15 protein-coding genes are annotated in these 18263 nt (G+C 60.6%); all 15 read left to right on the top strand.

Translation table 11 applies throughout. The features are described from left to right. Positions 1-5: 5 nt before the first annotated feature. The 15 genes from AC3Y64_RS27680 to AC3Y64_RS27610 all read left to right on the top strand — a co-directional run bounded on the left by AC3Y64_RS27680 (position 6) and on the right by AC3Y64_RS27610 (position 18255). The gene (locus AC3Y64_RS27680; RefSeq protein ID WP_489985903.1) at positions 6-509 is read left to right on the top strand and encodes a PAAR domain-containing protein; all 504 of its coding nucleotides are present in this window, start codon (positions 6-8) and stop codon (positions 507-509) included. Positions 510-514: 5 nt separating this feature from the next. Next, positions 515-1366, top strand: a complete 852-nt coding sequence (locus AC3Y64_RS27675) for a hypothetical protein (RefSeq protein WP_489985902.1) — start codon at positions 515-517, stop codon at positions 1364-1366. Beyond that, the gene (locus AC3Y64_RS27670) at positions 1363-1746 is read left to right on the top strand and encodes a hypothetical protein (RefSeq protein ID WP_489985901.1); all 384 of its coding nucleotides are present in this window, start codon (positions 1363-1365) and stop codon (positions 1744-1746) included. Before AC3Y64_RS27675 ends, AC3Y64_RS27670 begins: the two co-directional genes overlap by 4 nt. Positions 1747-1847: 101 nt before the next feature. Further along, positions 1848-3635 carry a type VI secretion system baseplate subunit TssF gene (gene tssF / locus AC3Y64_RS27665; protein WP_283438310.1) on the top strand — a complete coding sequence of 596 codons (1788 nt, stop codon included), beginning with the start codon at positions 1848-1850 and terminating at the stop codon, positions 3633-3635. Beyond that, complete coding sequence (gene tssG / locus AC3Y64_RS27660; RefSeq protein WP_489985900.1) at positions 3599-4606, top strand: type VI secretion system baseplate subunit TssG; 1008 nt, start codon at positions 3599-3601, stop codon at positions 4604-4606. Before tssF ends, tssG begins: the two co-directional genes overlap by 37 nt. Positions 4607-4617: 11 nt before the next feature. Then, positions 4618-7275 (top strand): type VI secretion system ATPase TssH, encoded by a 2658-nt coding sequence (tssH, locus tag AC3Y64_RS27655; protein WP_489985899.1) that lies wholly within the window; start codon positions 4618-4620, stop codon positions 7273-7275. Between the two features lie 10 nt (positions 7276-7285). After that, positions 7286-8806 carry a sigma-54 interaction domain-containing protein gene (locus AC3Y64_RS27650; protein ID WP_489985898.1) on the top strand — a complete coding sequence of 507 codons (1521 nt, stop codon included), beginning with the start codon at positions 7286-7288 and terminating at the stop codon, positions 8804-8806. A gap of 93 nt (positions 8807-8899) precedes the next feature. Next, positions 8900-9040: a hypothetical protein gene (locus AC3Y64_RS27645; protein ID WP_003229566.1), complete on the top strand. Its 141-nt coding sequence runs from the start codon at positions 8900-8902 to the stop codon at positions 9038-9040. Between the two features lie 18 nt (positions 9041-9058). Then, on the top strand, positions 9059-10255 hold the full coding sequence (gene tagH, locus AC3Y64_RS27640; protein ID WP_489985897.1) for a type VI secretion system-associated FHA domain protein TagH: 1197 nt from the start codon (positions 9059-9061) through the stop codon (positions 10253-10255). 5 nt (positions 10256-10260) lie between these two features. Next, positions 10261-10761 carry a type VI secretion system lipoprotein TssJ gene (gene tssJ / locus AC3Y64_RS27635; protein WP_158958368.1) on the top strand — a complete coding sequence of 167 codons (501 nt, stop codon included), beginning with the start codon at positions 10261-10263 and terminating at the stop codon, positions 10759-10761. 2 nt (positions 10762-10763) lie between these two features. Then, positions 10764-12095, top strand: a complete 1332-nt coding sequence (gene tssK / locus AC3Y64_RS27630) for a type VI secretion system baseplate subunit TssK (RefSeq protein ID WP_064389585.1) — start codon at positions 10764-10766, stop codon at positions 12093-12095. A gap of 5 nt (positions 12096-12100) precedes the next feature. Further along, on the top strand, positions 12101-12976 hold the full coding sequence (icmH, locus tag AC3Y64_RS27625) for a type IVB secretion system protein IcmH/DotU (protein WP_489985896.1): 876 nt from the start codon (positions 12101-12103) through the stop codon (positions 12974-12976). A gap of 13 nt (positions 12977-12989) precedes the next feature. After that, entirely contained in the window at positions 12990-16529 is a 3540-nt protein-coding gene (tssM, locus tag AC3Y64_RS27620; protein ID WP_158958364.1) for a type VI secretion system membrane subunit TssM, read from the top strand. After that, positions 16529-17257, top strand: a complete 729-nt coding sequence (locus AC3Y64_RS27615) for a PP2C family protein-serine/threonine phosphatase (protein WP_397483744.1) — start codon at positions 16529-16531, stop codon at positions 17255-17257. The genes tssM and AC3Y64_RS27615 overlap by 1 nt, the downstream gene beginning before the upstream one ends. After that, on the top strand, positions 17254-18255 hold the full coding sequence (locus tag AC3Y64_RS27610) for a serine/threonine-protein kinase (RefSeq protein WP_489985895.1): 1002 nt from the start codon (positions 17254-17256) through the stop codon (positions 18253-18255). Before AC3Y64_RS27615 ends, AC3Y64_RS27610 begins: the two co-directional genes overlap by 4 nt. The last annotated feature ends 8 nt before the right edge of the window (positions 18256-18263 follow it).

Here is an 18263-nt window from a genome sequence, read left to right as displayed (position 1 = left end):
CCCCGATGTCTGGCAAACCCGCGGCACGTGTATCCGACCCCACCGCTTGCCCACTACCAGGCCACGGCACCAACCCGATCGCCGCCGGTTCCGGCGACGTGTTCTTCGACGGCCTCGCGGCCGCCCGCCAAGGCGATGCCTCGGCGTGTGGTGGTGCGATGTCCGGCGGCTTGGCGACCACTGTGTTGATCAACGGCAAACCTGCTGCGACGGTTGATTCGGTGGGTACGCATGGCAACAAGGTTACGGCTGGATCAGGGACGGTGATTATTGGCAATTCGCATTCGCCGGCGCCATTTGTGCCGCCGGAGCCGATCATCATTCCTGGAATATTCAATCGTGTCTTTGAATTCAAAACCGCAGATGGAAGAACGGTTGAAAATTTAAACTACACCATGCGATCTGATAGCGGGATTGAGAAAACAGGCTCAACGTCAACAGGCATGTCAGGTGGTTTTTCAACTGGAAAGACGGCAGAACCTGTAACTATATACATTTCGGCGGACTAGTAAGTATGGAGACCATAATCAACATTGATGGTGTCGCTTACACCTTTGTGACTCAGGATCAGGTGACTACACTAAAAGTTCTTGCCGAAACAACTGAGAGCAAGGATACAAAGCCTAAGGCAGTTGATCTTCCGGTGGCCTGGATTATTACGCGAAAAAGTGGTGTGCCTCTCTTCGCCTTGAAACCGGGTAAGGATGACTCTCCATTCAGAATCATCACCGCGGAGAAACTGTACGCAGAAAAGGGCCAGTGGTTCGAACCGTTGGCCCGATATTACAGAGAGCTTGTCTGGATCAACCCAGAGACAACGCAGGCCGGAACAGAGTCGAATGCGGCTTATAAACATGTTACTTGGCAGGAGTTGATCGACTTTGCAATCGTTGACCGGTTTTCCTTCACTTTTCACTCCGGAATGCCGGGTGACTGGAAATTCCGCGCAGTGGGCGGCGCTGAGTTTTTGATGGTGTTCATGGAGGATAAACCCTATTGGACTGATGGCATTGGCCAAGTGCCGTTTGCGGTTAACACCTATAGAAAGTATCTGCGAGAAACAAAGCAGGTAGAACTCGCAATAAAGCTGGCTGGTGAAACGGGTGTGACCTGGGGCGACGGCAAAGCCTATACCGGAGCAGAGCGAGGACCGAAAGACGTTTACGATAACTTCATCATTTTACGAGGGATATTGTGGGCAAAAGAAAACTGCAAGTTAGTTGTGAAAAAAGACACGGTATACGATAAAGGTATCCCGCACACAATTGAACTTACTGACGCACCTTATGTGCCTGTATCAAATGCGAAGTTGATAAATCCCATTTCGCAAGGCGATATGGATCAGTACGGGACTTGGAATAAATGAAAGCTCGTCGCTTAATTGGCTGTATTCCGCATCTGATAGTGTGTGCTCTGTATATTCCGCTGCATAACTACGGTGTCGACGTATATATCGAAATTTATGGGGGATTGACATCGAGAGGTATCGGCATCGGTATGACGCCAGATCTAATGGTTCAGTATTTCGTGGTGATGAACGCTATAACTTTTTTTATCCCCAAGCTGAAATTAAAAGTCCTCTTTGTCTCATTTATGCTTGCGCTTATTTTGTACTATTTTTTGCCTCACTACCCCGTCCGCGCGATGGCTTACACATTGATGGGTGGCGTTCTGACTTTTGCGGCGATATTCGCTGGCCAGTTAATGGATCGCCTTTTTTTTTCAAAAAGAAAAGTTGAAGCATGACTGTCGGGCGTCATTGCCGACGTTGCCCGCGGGGAGTTCCTAGCCCGCATGAACCGTTCTGCTGTTTTTTTAAATGAGCTCCACTACCAGGCAGGTAACCCGTGTCCTTTAACCACTACTACCAAAGCGAACTCACCGCACTGCGCCAACTCGGTCGCCGTTTCGCCGAGCGTAGTCCGGCGCTGGCACCGTATCTGGGGCAGGCCGGGCGGGATCCGGATGTGGAGCGGTTGCTCGAAGGCTTTGCGTTTCTGACCGGGCGTCTGCGCCAGAAGCTCGATGACGAGCTGCCGGAACTCAGCCATTCGTTGATGCAATTGCTGTGGCCGAACTACATGCGCCCGCTGCCGGCGTTCAGCATCTTGCAGTTCGATCCGCTCAAGCGTTCCGGGCCGGCGCTGCGCGTCGAGCGTGATACGCCGATTGAAAGCAAGCCGATCGAAGACGTTCGTTGCCGCTTCCGCACCTGCTATCCAACTGAAGTGCTGCCGCTGGATCTGGCCGCGCTGAATTACTCGGTGAAGGGCGACGGTTCGCTGCTCAGCCTGCGTCTGGAAATGAGCGCCGACGGCCACCTCGGTGAGCTGGAACTGAGCAAGCTGCGCCTGCACTTTGCCGGCGAGCGCTACATCAGCCAGATGCTTTACCTGAGCCTGCTGCGCAACCTCGAAGGTATCGAGCTGATCCCGCTCGACGGTGCCGGCAAACCGATTGATGGCGTTAGCGGCAAGCCGATGGCGTTCAAGATTCCCGGTGATCGGGTCAAACCGGTGGGCTTTGCCGAAGAAGAAGCGTTGATCCCGTATCCGCTGAACACCTTCCGTGGCTATCGCTACCTGCAGGAATACTTCGCCTTCCAGGACAAATTCCTGTTCGTCGACGTCAACGGTCTGGACATCATCAATGCGCTGCCGGAAGACACGCTCAAGCAGATGCGCGGCCTCGAATTGCGCTTCGATATTCGCAAGAGCGGCATCATGCGCATGCGTCCGACGCTGGATAACGTGAAGCTGTTTTGCACGCCGATTGCCAACCTGTTCGCCCACGATGCACTGCCGATTCGCCTCGATGGCAAGCAGGACGAATACCTGCTGCTGCCGGCGGAATTCGATCTGGAAAACTGCGGCGTGTTCTCGGTGGAAACCGTCACTGGCTGGAAGCCCGGCGGTCTCGGTTATCAGGAATACGTGCCGTTCGAATCCTTCGAGCACGACCCGAGTTTCGACGTGCCCAACAGCCGTCCGCACTACAGCATTCGCCAGCGCTCTTCGCTGTTGCACGACGGCCTCGACACCTACCTGAGCTTTGGCATCCGCCACACCGAAGCCCACGAAACCCTGTCGATTGAGTTGATGTGCACCAACCAGAACCTGCCGCGCAAGCTCAAGCTCGGCGACATCTGCATGGCCTGCGAAGAGACGCCGGAGTTCCTCAGTTTCCGCAACATCACCCCAGCGACTTCCAGTTTCGCGCCGCCGCTGAACCGTGACTTCCTGTGGAAGCTGATCAGCAACATGTCGCTTAACTATCTGTCGCTGGCGGACGTCAATGCGTTGAAGGTGATTCTCGAAACCTACGACTTGCCGCGCTACTACGACCAGCACGCGGAGAAGGTCAGCAAACGCCTGCTCGGCGGCCTCAAGCACATCAAGCATCACCACGTCGACCGCTTGCACCGTGGTTTGCCGGTGCGCGGTTTGCGCACCGAACTGACCATCGACCCGGAAGGGTATATCGGCGAAGGCGACCTGTTCGTTTTCGCCTCGGTTCTTAACGAGTTTTTCGCGCTTTACGCCAGTCTCAATTCATTCCATGAGCTGCGGGTAAAAAGCACACAGGGAGAGGTGTACCAATGGACACCACGTATGGGCCTGCAGCCCCTGCTTTAAGCGGGCTGACCAAGGTAATACGCGAGTACTCGCTGTTTCAGGCCGTGCTGCTGGTGATCGACCGGCTGCGCGAGGCACACCCGCATCTGAGCGAAGACGATCTGTACGATCAGGTCGAGTTCCAGGCCAACCCGAGCCTCGGTTTTCCGCGCAGCGACGTCGATCGCGTGGAGTTCTTCGAAGAGCACGGGCAGATGCGCGCGCGCATGCGTTTCAACCTGATCGGCCTGGTCGGTTCCGGCTCGCCGTTGCCGGCGTTCTATGGCGAACAAGCCTTGGGCGACAGTGAAGACGGCAACCCGACGCGTAACTTCCTCGACCTGTTCCACCATCGCCTGCAACGGCTGATGCTGCCGATCTGGCGCAAGTATCGTTACCGCGCGAGCTTCCAGAGCGGCGCGATTGACCCGTTTTCCTCGCAACTGTTTGCCCTGATCGGTCTGGGCGGCGACGAGATTCGCAAGGCCAAGGAACTCAACTGGAAACGCCTGCTGCCGTACCTCGGTTTGCTCAGCTTGCGGGCGCACTCGGCAGCGTTGATCGAAGCCGTGCTGCGTTACTACTTCAAGCACGAAGACCTGGTCATCGAGCAGTGCATCGAGCGCCGCGTGGAAATTCTCGAAGAGCAGCGCAATCGTTTGGGCCGCGCCAACAGCATGCTCGGTGAAGACCTGGTGCTCGGCGAGCACGTGCGCGACCGCAGCGGCAAATTCCGCATTCACATCACCGAACTCGACTGGCAGCGATTCCATGAATTCCTGCCGATCGGTTTCGGTTACCAGCCGCTCTGCGCGTTGGTGCGGTTCACCTTGCGTGACCCGCTCGATTACGACATCCGCCTGGTCTTGCGCCAGGAAGAAATCCGCGAACTGCGCATCGGTGAGCAGAACGCCTGTCGCCTCGGTTGGACCAGTTGGCTGGGCCGCGAAAAAGCGGACGGCGTGGTGACCCTGGGCAGCAAAATTCATTAAGGACGTGAGCCATGATCAACGTAGACCTGCAACAACTCATCCAGGCGCTGGACGCCGAAACCCGTCGTGATCTGGAACGTTCGGCCGAGCGTTGCGTGGCCCGTGGCGGCAGCAAGATCCTCGTCGAAGACTTGCTGCTCGGCCTGCTGGAGCGCCCGAACGGTTTGCTCACACGCGCGCTGCAAGATGCCGACGTCGATGCCGGCGAACTGAGTGCCGCGCTGCAATCGCGGGTTGAACACAGCGCCTCGCGCAACCCGGTGTTCGCCCCGGAGCTGGTGCAGTGGCTGCAAGACGCACTGCTGGTGGCCAACCTCGAACTGGGCCAGACCCAGGTTGAAGATGCCGCACTGATCCTTGCGCTGCTGCGCAACCCGATGCGTTACGCCGGCAGCCGTTATCAGCCGCTGCTCGCCAAGCTAAATATCGATCGCCTGAAGGAGTTCGCCCTGTCGCAACAGGAGCAACCGGCGGCCAATGGCAAACCAGCGGCGCAGGGCGAATCGCTGTTGCAGCGCTTCACCCACAACCTGACCCAACAGGCCCGCGACGGCAAACTCGATCCGGTACTGTGCCGTGACGGCGCGATCCGCCAGATGGTCGACATCCTCGCCCGTCGCCGCAAGAACAACCCGATCGTCGTCGGTGAGGCCGGTGTCGGCAAGACCGCCATCGTCGAAGGTCTGGCCTCGCGCATCGCTGCCGGTGAAGTGCCCCAAGTGCTTAAAGGTGTTGAGCTGCTGTCGCTGGACATGGGTTTGTTGCAGGCCGGCGCCAGCGTCAAAGGTGAGTTCGAGCGTCGCCTCAAAGGCGTGATCGACGAAGTCAAAGCCTCGCCGAAACCGATCATTCTGTTCATCGACGAAGCCCACACCCTGATCGGTGCGGGCGGCAACGCTGGCGGCTCCGATGCGGCCAACCTGCTGAAACCGGCACTGGCCCGTGGCGAACTACGCACCATCGCCGCGACCACCTGGGCCGAGTACAAGAAATACTTCGAGAAAGACCCGGCGCTGGCCCGTCGTTTCCAACCGGTGCAACTGCACGAACCGACCGTCAGCGAAGCGGTGACCATCCTTCGTGGTCTGGCGCAGGTTTACGAGAAGAGCCACGGCATCTACCTGCGTGATGACGCGGTGGTCTCGGCAGCTGAATTGTCCGCACGTTACCTGGCCGGTCGGCAACTGCCGGACAAAGCCGTCGACGTTCTCGACACCGCGTGCGCCCGCGTGCGCATCAGCCTCGCCGCCGCCCCGGAAAGCCTTGAGCGTCTGCGTGGCGAACTGGCTGAAGGTGGCCGTCAGCGTCAGGCTCTGCGTCGCGATGCCGAGGCGGGTTTGTTGATCGACCACGAAGCGCTGGGCGCATTGGAAGCCCGTCTCGACGAAGCCGAAGACGAAATGGTCGCGCTGGAAACCCTGTGGACTGAACAGAAGCAACTGGCCGAGCGCCTGCTGGAATTGCGTCAACAACTGGCCAAGGCTCGCGAAGCCGCAGCGGTCGAGCCGACCGTCAGCGTTGAAGAAGACGCCGAAGGCACGGTGATCGAAACCATCGCTGCCGAAGTGGAAGAAGGCCAGAGCGTCGAAGCGCTGGAAGCCCAACTCAACGAAACCCACAGCGCCCTGACTGCGGCCCAAGTCAAAGAACGTCTGGTCAGTTTCGAAGTGTGCCCGCGTCTGGTCGCCGAAGTGATCAGCGCCTGGACCGGTGTGCCATTGGCGCAACTGGCCCGCGAACACAACGCCAAAGTCGCCAGCTTCGCCACCGACCTGCGCACGCGGATCCGTGGTCAGGAACAAGCTGTGCACGCCCTGGATCGCTCGATGCGCGCCACCGCTGCTGGCCTGAACAAGCCTGACGCACCGGTTGGCGTGTTCCTGCTGGTCGGCCCGAGTGGTGTGGGTAAAACCGAAACCGCATTGGCCTTGGCTGACTTGCTGTACGGCGGTGATCGTTTCATCACCACCATCAACATGTCCGAATTTCAGGAGAAGCACACCGTCTCCCGTCTGATTGGCGCGCCACCGGGCTACGTCGGTTACGGCGAGGGCGGCATGCTTACCGAAGCCGTGCGGCAGAAACCGTATTCGGTGGTGCTGCTCGATGAAGTCGAGAAGGCCGACCCGGACGTGCTCAACCTGTTCTACCAAATCTTCGACAAAGGTGTGGCCAACGATGGCGAAGGTCGCGAGATCGACTTCCGCAACACGTTGATCCTGATGACCTCGAACCTCGGTAGCGACAAGATCAGCGACCTCTGCGAAAACGGCGCACGCCCGACCGCTGAAGTCCTCGAAGAAACCATTCGCCCGGTACTCAGCAAACACTTCAAACCAGCGCTGCTGGCGCGGATGAAAGTGGTGCCGTACTACCCGGTCGGTGGCCCGGTGCTGCGCGAGCTGATCGAGATCAAACTCGGTCGTCTCGGCGAGCGTCTCAACCGTCGTCAGCTGGATTTCAGCTGGTGCCAGAACCTCGTCGATCATCTGTCCGAGCGTTGCACGCAAAGCGAAAGCGGTGCGCGCCTGATCGACCATCTGCTCGACCAGCACGTGCTGCCGCTGGTGGCGGATCGTCTGCTCGATGCCATGGCCACCGGTGAAAGCCTCAAGCGTGTGCATGCCACGCTCGACGGTGAAGCCAGCGTGACGTGCGAGTTCGCCTGAGGTGGGCGTGATGTTCACTCAGGTGCCGCAGCCGCTGGTCTATGCCGAAGCGTTGCTGGCGCAGTTCGCCAGTCTGTCGCGGGCGGCGGACGGTGCTGCGTTGCTGGGTGACTTCGTGCGCGGGCTGGCCGAGCTGAGCGGTTGCGAACTCACGCAGCTGTATCTGCTCGACGCCACCCACACCTGCCTGGGGATGAACGCCGAATGCCTCGACGGCGCCCTGCAACCGCGCGAGGCGGCGAGCCTGCCGGCGGATTACAACGGTGAACAACTGCTGCAATTCGCCCTGTGCCAGAACCGCGTGGTGTGCCTCGACGACTTGAGTGGCAGCTTGCACGAAACCAGTTTCCTGCCGGCAGCGGCGTCGCCGTGGCAGTCATTGCTGTGCGTGCCGCTGGTCAATCGAAACAAGGCTGTCGAAGGTCTGCTGCTGTGCGCCAGCCGTCGTCGCACCGACCTGCAAGGCTTTGCTGATTCCCTCGGCCAGCTCGGCTCGTTCGTGCTCGGTCAATTGCACCTGCTGCAACGCTTGCGTCAGCCGCTGGCGCAAGCGGCCACCGTCGCGCGCAGTGTACCGAGCATCAGTGGTTATGGCCTGATCGGCAAAAGTGCGGCGATGCGCCAGACCCATTCGCTGATCAGCAAAGTGCTGCACAGCCCGTACACCGTGTTGCTGCGTGGCGAAACCGGTACTGGCAAGGAAGTCGTCGCCCGGGCCATTCACGATTGTGGCCCGCGTCGTTCCCAGGCGTTCATCGTGCAGAACTGCGCAGCAGTGCCGGAAAACCTGCTGGAAAGCGAGCTGTTCGGCTATCGCAAAGGCGCCTTCACCGGTGCCGACCGTGATCGCGCCGGGCTGTTCGACGCGGCCAATGGCGGCACGCTGTTGCTCGACGAAATCGGCGACATGCCGCTGTCGTTGCAAGCGAAGATTCTGCGCGTGTTGCAGGAAGGCGAGATCCGTCCGCTGGGTTCCAACGACACGCACAAGATCGACGTGCGCATCATCGCCGCCACCCACCGCGATCTGTCGACGCTGGTCAGCGAAGGCAAATTCCGCGAGGACTTGTACTACCGCCTCGCGCAATTCCCGATCGAGCTGCCGGCGCTGCGTCAGCGCGAAGGCGACATCCTCGAACTGGCCCAGCATTTCGCCGAAAAGACCTGCACGTATTTGCAGCGTGATCCGGTGCGCTGGTCAGACGCAGCGCTGGAGCATCTGGGCGGTTACACCTTCCCCGGCAACGTCCGCGAACTCAAGGCGTTGGTCGAGCGCGCGGTGCTGTTGTGCGAGGGCGGTGAATTGCTCGCCGAGCATTTCTCCCTGCGCATGGACCCGGTGCTGGAAGACAACAGCCATTTGAATCTGCGCGAACGTCTGGAGCAGGTCGAACGCACTTTGTTGCTTGATTGCCTGCGTAAAAACGACGGCAACCAGACCCTCGCGGCCCGCGAACTGGGCCTGCCTCGGCGCACGCTGCTGTACCGCCTCGGCCGTCTGAACATCAATCTGGGGGATTTCGATGGCTAGGCAAACGCTCATCGATTTCACCTCGAAAAACTATTTCAGCGCCGCCCGCAAGGGTCGGCGCTTTGTGCTTTGTCTACACCTGGAGACCCTCTGATGTCTGTTCGTCACTGGCACGCTGTCCTGCTGACCCTCGTCGTTCTATGCGGCCTTGGCGGCTGTAGCGGCAATTACAAATTCAACGACAACGACTATCGCCCGTTGGGTGATCCGCAAGCGGTCAATCGCGGTAAGTGACCGCAAGGAGCATCAAACATGGAATTGGTTTTCGAAATGCTGAACACCAAGCAGTTCGTGCCCACCGAGTTGTGCCAGAAGACCTTTAAACAGGCCGGCGGCGTGATCGGGCGGGGCGAGGACTGCGACTGGATCATCCCTGACCGCAAGCGTCACTTGTCCAATCACCACGCGATTGTCAGCTACCGCGAGGGCACGTTCTTCCTGACCGACACCAGCAGCAACGGTGTGCAGGACGGTGACAGCGGCGCACGCCTGCACAAGGGCGAGCCGGTGCGGATCGAACACGGCAGCACCTACGTGCTGGGTGACTTCGAGATACGCGCGCGGCTAGTGCGCGACCCCGCGACTTTCGACGGTGAAGCCGGGCGTCCGCGCCCCGCCGGCAGCATCATCCCGGACGACGCTTTCCTCGACCTCGACCCGCTCAATGCCCTCGAACAGCAAGAGCGCGTGTATTCGGAAATCGACGAACTGCTGGCGCCGAACACCAAGCCTGAGGACTCCCGTCAGCGTGCCGACTACGCGCGCATCGACATGGAAAGCCTGATGGTCCCGGAGCTGATCGCAGCCCCGGTAGAACCTGAGCCCGCTCCGGCACCGAAAGCCGTCGAGCGCCAAAGCGAAGGTTTCTGGGATCATTTCGGCGCTGCGCTGGGTGTCGACGTCAAAGGCCTCAGCCACGACGAACGCGAAGCCTTGGCACTCAGCGCCGCACGTCTGCTGCGTCAGAGCATCGGCGGTTTGCAACAGAGCCTGCGCACCCGTTCCGAGCTGAAAAACGAATTGCGTCTGGCGCAGACCACCGTGCAAGGCACCAACAAGAATCCGCTGAAATTCGCCGTCGACCCGAGCGAAGCGCTGCAGATTCTGTTGCAGCCAAGCAAGCCCGGCCACCTGCCCGCCGAGCAAGCCATCTCCCGTGCGTTCCGCGATCTGCAGGCGCATCAGGTTGCACTGCTGACCGCCAGCCGCGCCGCCGTGCGCGGCACGCTGGAGCACTTCTCGCCGGAGCAACTGACCCTGCGTTTCGAGCGCGATAGCAAGCCGTTGATCGCCACGTCGGGCGGGCGCTGGAGAGCGTTCGGCCGCTATCACCAGGCACTGCGTCAGGACGATGACTGGAGCGAGCGTCTGCTGGCCCGCGACTTCGCCCAGGCCTACGAAGAACAGATTCGCCTGATCTCCACCCTCCACACCGACCACCAAGGATGATGCGCATGTCTCGCCGCTCGACCGCTTTTTTCAAGACGCTGACTGCGCTCACCGTGCTGGTGTTGCTCGCCGGTTGCTCGTCGCTGTCGCCATACTCGAAAGTGACCAAGATCAACCTGAAACTGACCGGCAGCGATCAATTGAACCTCGATCTCAACGGCCGCCCATCGCCAGTGGTGGTGCGTCTGTTCGAACTCAAGCACCCGGTGACTTTCGAGAACGCTGATTTCTTCAGCCTCTACGAGCGCGCCAAGGAATCCCTCAACCCGGACCTGGTGGCCAGCGAAGAACTCGAATTGCGCCCCGGCGAAACCGTGGAGCTGAAGCTCAAGGTGGAAGAGGGCAGTAGCTATGTCGGCGTTCTCGCCGCCTACCGCGACTTGCCGGAAACCCAATGGCGCCACACGGTGCAGATCACGCCACTGGAAATCACCGAAGTCGATCTGACCCTGGACCAGGCCGGCATCCGTAACACCAATCAAGTGCTCGCCAAGGCGGATGACTGACCATGAATACTCATAAAGTCATTTGGCAGGAAGGCATGCTGCTGCGTCCGCAGCACTTCCAGCACAACGATCGCTATTACGATCACCAGATGAAAACCCGCACGCAATTGCTGGGTGGCTACACCTGGGGTTTCCTCAATCTGGAGATCGACCTGCAGTTCCTCAACATGGGCAAACTGGTGATCAGTGAAGCCTCGGGGATTCTGCCGGATGGCAGCCTGTTCGAACTCGGTGGCAACACTGAACCGCTGGCGCTCGACGTGCCGCCGAACACCGGTAACACGCCGATCTATCTGGCGCTGCCGCTGGTCACTGGCAACCACATCGAGTCGCGTCGTCCGGAGCAGTCCGACGTGCTCGCGCGCTACACCGCGTATGACGCCGAAGTCGCCGACTCCAACGCCGGCGACGATTCCGCCAGCCAGGTCAGCTGCGGGCGCCCGGACTTCAAACTGTTGCTCGGCGAGCAGCAGAGCGATCAGGCCTACGTGAAGCTGAAGATCTGCGACGTGCTCGACACCACGCCCGACGGCGTGATCAGCCTCGATCCGGATTTCGTCCCGACCTACATTCAGGCTCACGCCTCCAGCTACCTGCTGTCGTGCCTGAAAGAAGTCATCAGCATGCTCAGCCACCGTGGCGACACCATTGCCGAGCGGATTCGCTCCAACGGCAAGGTCGGCGGCGCTGAAGTCGGCGACTTCATGATGCTGCAACTGATCAACCGCACCGAACTGCTGCTGCGTCACTACCTCGGTCTGGAACAGGTGCACCCGGAAGAGTTGTACCGCACGCTGCTGACCATGCTCGGCGATCTGGCGACCTTCTCCGGCGAGAGCAAACGCCCGCGTCTGGACAGCCGCTACTCCCACGCCGATCAGGGCGGCAGCTTCCGCAAACTGATGGAAGCGATTCGTCAGGTACTGTCGATGGTGCTCGAACAGCACGCCATCGAACTGATCCTGCAAGCGCGTCAGTACGGCATCATCGTGTCGCCGTTGCACGACCACAAACTGCTCGGCTCGGCCTCGTTCGTGCTGGCGGCCAGTGCCAACTGCGACTCCGAAGAACTGCGCCATCGCTTGCCGGCGCACCTCAAGGTCGGCCCGGTGGAGCGCATCCGCCAACTGGTCAACCTGCACTTGCCGGGGATCAAGGTCAAACCGTTGCCGGTGGCCCCGCGGCAGATCGCGTTCCATTCGAACAAAACCTATTTCATCCTCGAACTCAGTTCCGAAGACCTGGCACAACTCGAGCGCTCCGGCGGTTTCGCGTTCCACGTGTCCGGCGAATTTGCCGAGCTTGAACTGAAATTCTGGGCCATCAGGAACTGACCGACATGATCAAGGAAACGGATTACAACCAGGACGACAAAACCGTCCTGCTCGATCGTCAAGGCCACGGACCGGCGTCGAGTCCGCTGACCGACTTCGCCGCGCCACCGCGCTTCGAGCAACTGGAAGAACGCATGATCTACGCCGCGCGCCTGCGTCCGGCAGAGGCGTTCAACATCAGCCTCAATTCGCTGGTGGCAGCCTCGTCCGAGTTGCTCTCGGAAGTGGTGCGCCTCAAGCATAGCGAAACCCGCGAAGACCTCTACGCGCTCAACGAGCGCCTGACCGCCGGGCTCAAGTTGTTTGAAGTACGCGCTCTGCACAATGGCGCCGAGAGCAGCCAAGTGATGGCTGCGCGTTACGTGCTCTGCACCGTGGTCGACGAAGCCGTCGTGACCACGCCGTGGGGCAACGAAAGCGAGTGGTCGCAGATGAGCTTGCTCAGCAGCTTCCACAACGAAACCTTCGGTGGCGAGAAGTTCTTCCAGTTGCTCGATCGGCTGTCGAAGAACCCGGTTAAGCACCTGCCGATGCTCGAATTGATGTACCTGTGCCTGTCCCTCGGCTTCGAGGGCAAATACCGCGTGCAGGCTCGCGGCATGCTCGAACTCGAAGGCATCCGCGACGCGTTGTACCGGCAGATCCGTCAGTTGCGTGGCGACGTGCCGCGCGAGTTGTCGCCGCATTGGGAAGGTCTCGACGATCAGCGCCGCAACCTGGTGCGCATCGTGCCGGCGTGGATGGTGGTGTTGTTCACTTTCGTCTGTCTGGTGGTGATGTATTCGGGCTTCGCCTGGGTCTTGGGCGAGCAGCGCGACACCGTTCTGCAACCTTATCAGCCGCTTGATCCAGCCGCGGTCCAACCGCAGTCGCAGCCGTAAACAGGGACGTGTGATGAAAAAGTTTTTCAAGAAAGTCGGCGCCTTCCTGCGCCAGACCTGGGTCTGGACCCTGCTGCTAGTGCTGTTTTTGGCGCTGCTGGTGTGGTTCGTCGGCCCGTTGTTGGCAGTCGATGATTACAAGTTCTGGGAAGGTTCGACTTCCCGTCTGCTGACCATCGCCGTGCTGTTCCTGATCTGGGGCCTGACCATGGTCTTCGTCAGCTGGCGCGCCGGTATCCGCAAGAAAGCCGACGAAGAAAGCGAAGACGGCCAGGATCGCATCCGCCGCGAAGAGCTGATCGACGACGAGCAGAAAGAGTTGAAGGCGCGCTTCAAGGACGCGCTGAAAACCCTGAAAACCTCGAGCCTGTATCGCGGCCGCAGCGAACGCTGGCGCAGCGACTTGCCGTGGTATCTGCTGATCGGTCCGCAGGCCTCGGGCAAGACCAGCCTGCTGGACTTTTCCGGTCTGGAATTCCCGATCAACAAGATCGACCGCAAGCTGACCCGCGACACCCTCGGCACCCGTCATTGCGACTGGTACTTCGCCGACCACGGTGTGCTGATCGACACCGCCGGGCGTTACACCACGCAACCGGATGTGGAAGTCGACGGCAGTGCCTGGACGACCTTGCTGGAGCTGCTGCGCAAACGTCGTCGCGGCCGTCCGCTGAACGGCGTGCTGGTGACCATTCCGGTGGAAACCCTGCTCGGCGGCAGCGAACAGGACATCGATACTTTGGCGCGCCAGGTACGTGGTCGTCTGCAGGATGTGCATCAGAAACTGCACGTCGATGTGCCGGTGTATCTGGTCTTGAGCAAGGCTGACAAGCTGCTCGGCTTCGACGAGTTCTTCGATCAACTGACCCGCGAAGAAAGCGATCAAGTGCTTGGCACCAGTTTCCGCAAGGATCAGGTCGGCACCGACGTGGCTGTGCTGCGCAACGAATTCGAAGAGTTGCTGCGTCGCCTCAACAGCCAAGTGATCATGCGCATGCACTCCGAGCGCGACACGCAGCGCCGTGGCCGCATCCTCGACTTCCCGCATCAACTCGGGCAGATCGGGGAGCGTCTATGCCTGTTCGTCGACATGGCGTTCACCGGCAACCGTTATCAGCGTGCTACGCAACTGCGCGGTTTCTACCTGACCAGCGCACCGCACCTGACCCAGGAAATGGATTCGACCACCGCCGGCATCGGCGCCAGCCTCGGCATGAACGCCGGTGTGCTGCCGACTCTGCGCAGCGGTCGTTCGCGTTTCATCCATCACTTGCTCAGCCGCGTGATCTTCCCTGAGGCCGATCTCGCCGGTCTGGACAAGCGCGAACGCAGCCGCATTCATTGGGGCCAGCGTGCGCTGTACGTCGGTGCACTGGCGGCATTGGCGCTGTTCGGCATGCTGTGGGCGGGCGGTTTCTCGGCGAACTATGAGCGTCTGGAAAACCTGCGCACTCTGGCGCAGAACTGGACGCAGCAGCGCAGCGCATTGACGCCGCGTGATGACGCCATGGGCGTGCTGAAAACCCTCGACACCAGCTATGCCGCGACTCAGGCGTTCCCGAAAAAGGGTGACGTTTCCTATCACGAACGTGGCGGCCTGTATCAGGGCGAAGACGTCAATCCAGTGGTCAAAGAGGCTTACGAGCGCGAGCTTGAAAAGCAACTGCTGCCACGGGTTGCGACCATGCTTGAAGGGCAGATCCGCGCGAACATGAAGGACCGCGAAAAGCTGCTCAACAGCCTGCGCGCGTACCTGATGTTGAACATGAAAGATCGCCGCGATGCCGTGTGGCTCAAGGACTGGGTCGCCGCTGACTGGTCGCAACGCTACACCGGCAACACCGCGGTGCAGAACGGTCTGAACACGCATCTCGAGCGTTTGCTGAAGCAGCCATTTATCTACCCGCTGAACGATCAACTGGTCACTCAGGCGCGTCAGGTATTGCGCAGCGAATCGCTGGCCACCGTGGTGTACCGCATGCTCCGCGAGCAGGCGCGCAACCTGCCGGAATATCGCTTCAGCCAACACCTCGGCCCGCAAGGCTCGCTGTTTATCGGCACCGAGTACGTGATTCCGGGCTTCTACACCCAATCCGGTTATCAGCAGTATTTCTCGGTACAGGGCGCAACGCTGGTCACCGATATCCTGCGTGACAACTGGGTGCTGGGCGAAGGTGCGGGCATCAGCGACATGGACTTGCGTCGCCTGATGGTCGAGCTGGAGCAACTGTACTTCCGCGACTACGCCAACTACTGGAGCGAAGCCGTTGGCCAGGTTGCACTGCCGCCGATCAGCGACGCCGGTGAAGGCGCCGAGCAACTGGCGGGCCTGACCTCGGCTAATTCGCCGGTGTTGGCGCTGTTGACCGAAGTGCGTGAGAACACCCGCTTCGAGGCAGCCGCTGATCCTGTGGATGAAGCCGGTGATGCGGCTGATGCGTTGGCAGGGCAGAAAGGCAAACTGGGTAAAGTCGGCAAACTGGCGTCTGCCGTGGCGGACAAGGCTTCGGCCCTGAGCGTGGCGAAGAGCCTGCCGGACACCGCGAAGAAGTCGCTGCAACGCCGCTTCGAACCGCTGCATCGTCTGCTTGATGACAACAACGGCCCAGGCGCTGACCTGACGCCAGCGTTCAACGCGCTCAACGACCTGCAACTGCAACTGTCCGGCCTGGCCCGTTCCAGCACGCCGGAACAAGCCGCGTTCGAAATGGCGAAAACCCGCATGAGCGGCCAGCGTGATGCGCTGACCAACCTGCGCGCCGCTTCGGGTCGCCTGCCGCGTCCACTGAGCGTGTGGTTCAACGTGCTGGCCGAAGACTCGTGGCGTCTGGTGCTCAACGATGCCTACCAATACCTGAACGGTCGTTATCAGAACGAGCTGTACAGCGTGTATGGCAAAACCATCAGCAAGCGTTATCCATTCAGCGCCAGCAGCACCAGCGACGTGGCGATCAGCGACTTCCGCGAGTTCTTCAAGGCTCAAGGCATCGTCGACCGCTTCTTCGACAGCTACATGCGTCCGTTCGTCAGCGGCGATCCGGGCAACTACCGCATGCGTAGCGTCGACGGTCACAGCCTGCCGGTGTCGAAGGTCTACCTCGATCAGATGGCGGCAGCACTGACGATTCGTCAGAGCTTCTTCTCGATCAACCCGGCCGAGCCGACCGTGCAGTTCAAACTGGAGCCGTACACCCTCGATCCGGCGGTCAGCCGTTCCGAGTTCAAGTTCGGCGACAAGACCATGGAATACCGCCACGGTCCGATCCTGCCGATGACCTTCAAATGGCCGACCGATGCTGAAGACGGTCGCACCAGTCTGGTCATGGACAAAATGGCCGGGCGCCCGATCGGTATCGAGAAGAACTCTGGCCCATGGTCGCTGTTCCGTCTGTTCGACCTGATGCAGACCGAGTACCTGACCGGTCGCGACGTGCTGGTGCTGAAAGCCGATGTGGGTGGCCTGCGCGCCAACTACCTGTTGAGCAGCCAGCGCACACCGAACCCGTTCGACATGGGCGTGCTGCGCACCTTCCGTATGCCGGTGCAGCTCTGATGCTGGTGGCCAGTGCCTGGCGCAGCGCGGCGCGTACCGACCCGGGCAAGGTGCGGGCGCGCAACGAAGATGCCTTCCTCGACTCGCCACAGCAGGGGCTGTGGGTGGTCGCGGACGGCATGGGCGGTCATCAGGGTGGCGACATCGCCAGCCAGTTGATCGTCGCCAGCCTGGCTGAACTGCCGCAACACGAGGACTTCGACGAACGCCTCAAAGCCATCCGCCAGTGCCTGCACTGGTTGAACCGGCGTTTGGGGCAGGAGTTGACGGTCACCGCCGGGCGTCATGACAGCATCATGGGCAGCACCGTCGTGGCGCTGCTGGTGGAAGGCAATCGCGCGGCCTGCATCTGGGCCGGCGACAGCCGCTGCTATATGTGGCGCGGGCAGCGGTTGTATCAGCTGTCCAAGGACCATTCGCTGCAACAGCAACTGATCGACGAGCAGCAAATGAGCGTCGAACAAGCGGCGGCGCACCCGGCGGCTCAAGCCTTGACCCGAGCCGTCGGTGCTGCCGAAACACTGACCCTGGATGTGCTGGAACTGGAGGTGTATCCGGGCGATGCGTTTTTGCTTTGCAGCGATGGTTTGTATCAGGGCCTGAGCAGCGATGCCCTCGGCACCGCCCTCAGCCTCAGCGCGCCGCACGTGGCGCTGGAACGTTTGTTCGACGGCGCCCTGCGTGGCGCCGCGCGCGACAACCTGACTGCCGTGGTGATCCGCCAATGACCAAGATCGAATCACCCATCGATGACTTGCTGATGAGCGAAGAACAGGCCAACAACCTGACTTACTTCGCCTTCGCCAAGGAAAACAAAGCAGAGCCGTTGCTGGCGCCGACCAAGGCCAGCATCGGTGTTTTGCCGGATGTACTCGCCGGTCGCTACCACCTCGAGCGTCTGCTCGGGGCCGGTGGCATGGGCGCCGTTTACCGGGCGCGGGATCTGCTGCACGAACAGTTCGGTGATCCCGATCCTTACATTGCGCTGAAAATCCTCAGCGAAGAATTTGCCGAATCGCCGGACGCCAGTGCCTTACTCTACAGCGAGTTCGCCCTGACCCGACGCCTGCGCCACGACAACGTCGTGCGTGCGCATACCTTTGAAGTCGACACCGACTGCCAGCGGGCCTTCATCACCATGGAATACATGCGTGGCCTGACCCTGGACAAATTGCTCTGCGAGCGGCCCTTCGGCCTGCCGTGGCAAGAACTGCGCGACATCGTCCTGCCGCTGCTCGACACGCTGGCCTACGCCCACGGTCGCGGCGTGCTGCACGGTGACATTAAACCGAGCAACGTCATGCTCAGCGAAGACGGCTTGCGCCTGTTCGACTTCGGCCTCGGCCAAGCAGAGGAGGGCGTCATGCCCGGCCTGCCGCACCTGAGCCGCGAACGCTTCAACGCCTGGACCCCAGGCTACGCCGCCCCCGAACTGCTTGAGGGCCAACCGTTGTCGGCCAGCGCGGACGTGTACGGCGTGGCCTGCGTGATCTATGAATTGGCGGGCGGCAAACACCCGTTTCGCCGCTTGCCCTCGACTCAGGCCCGCGACGAGCACCTGGAGCGCGAGTTGCACGCCCCGGCGAACTTACCGAAACACTGTTGGCCAGCGCTGCAAACCGCGCTGAGCTTCGACCCGGCAGCACGCACCATCACTGCCCAACAATTGCGTGACGCCTTGGGCGCCACTTCGTCCTGGCTGCAACGTCTGCGACTTCGGGCGTAACGGATGAC

Source organism: Pseudomonas sp. 4CAES_32.4 (genome assembly GCF_058136335.1).
Note: the sequence above shows the minus strand (reverse complement) of the source record. Positions and strands in the feature narration are given on the sequence as shown.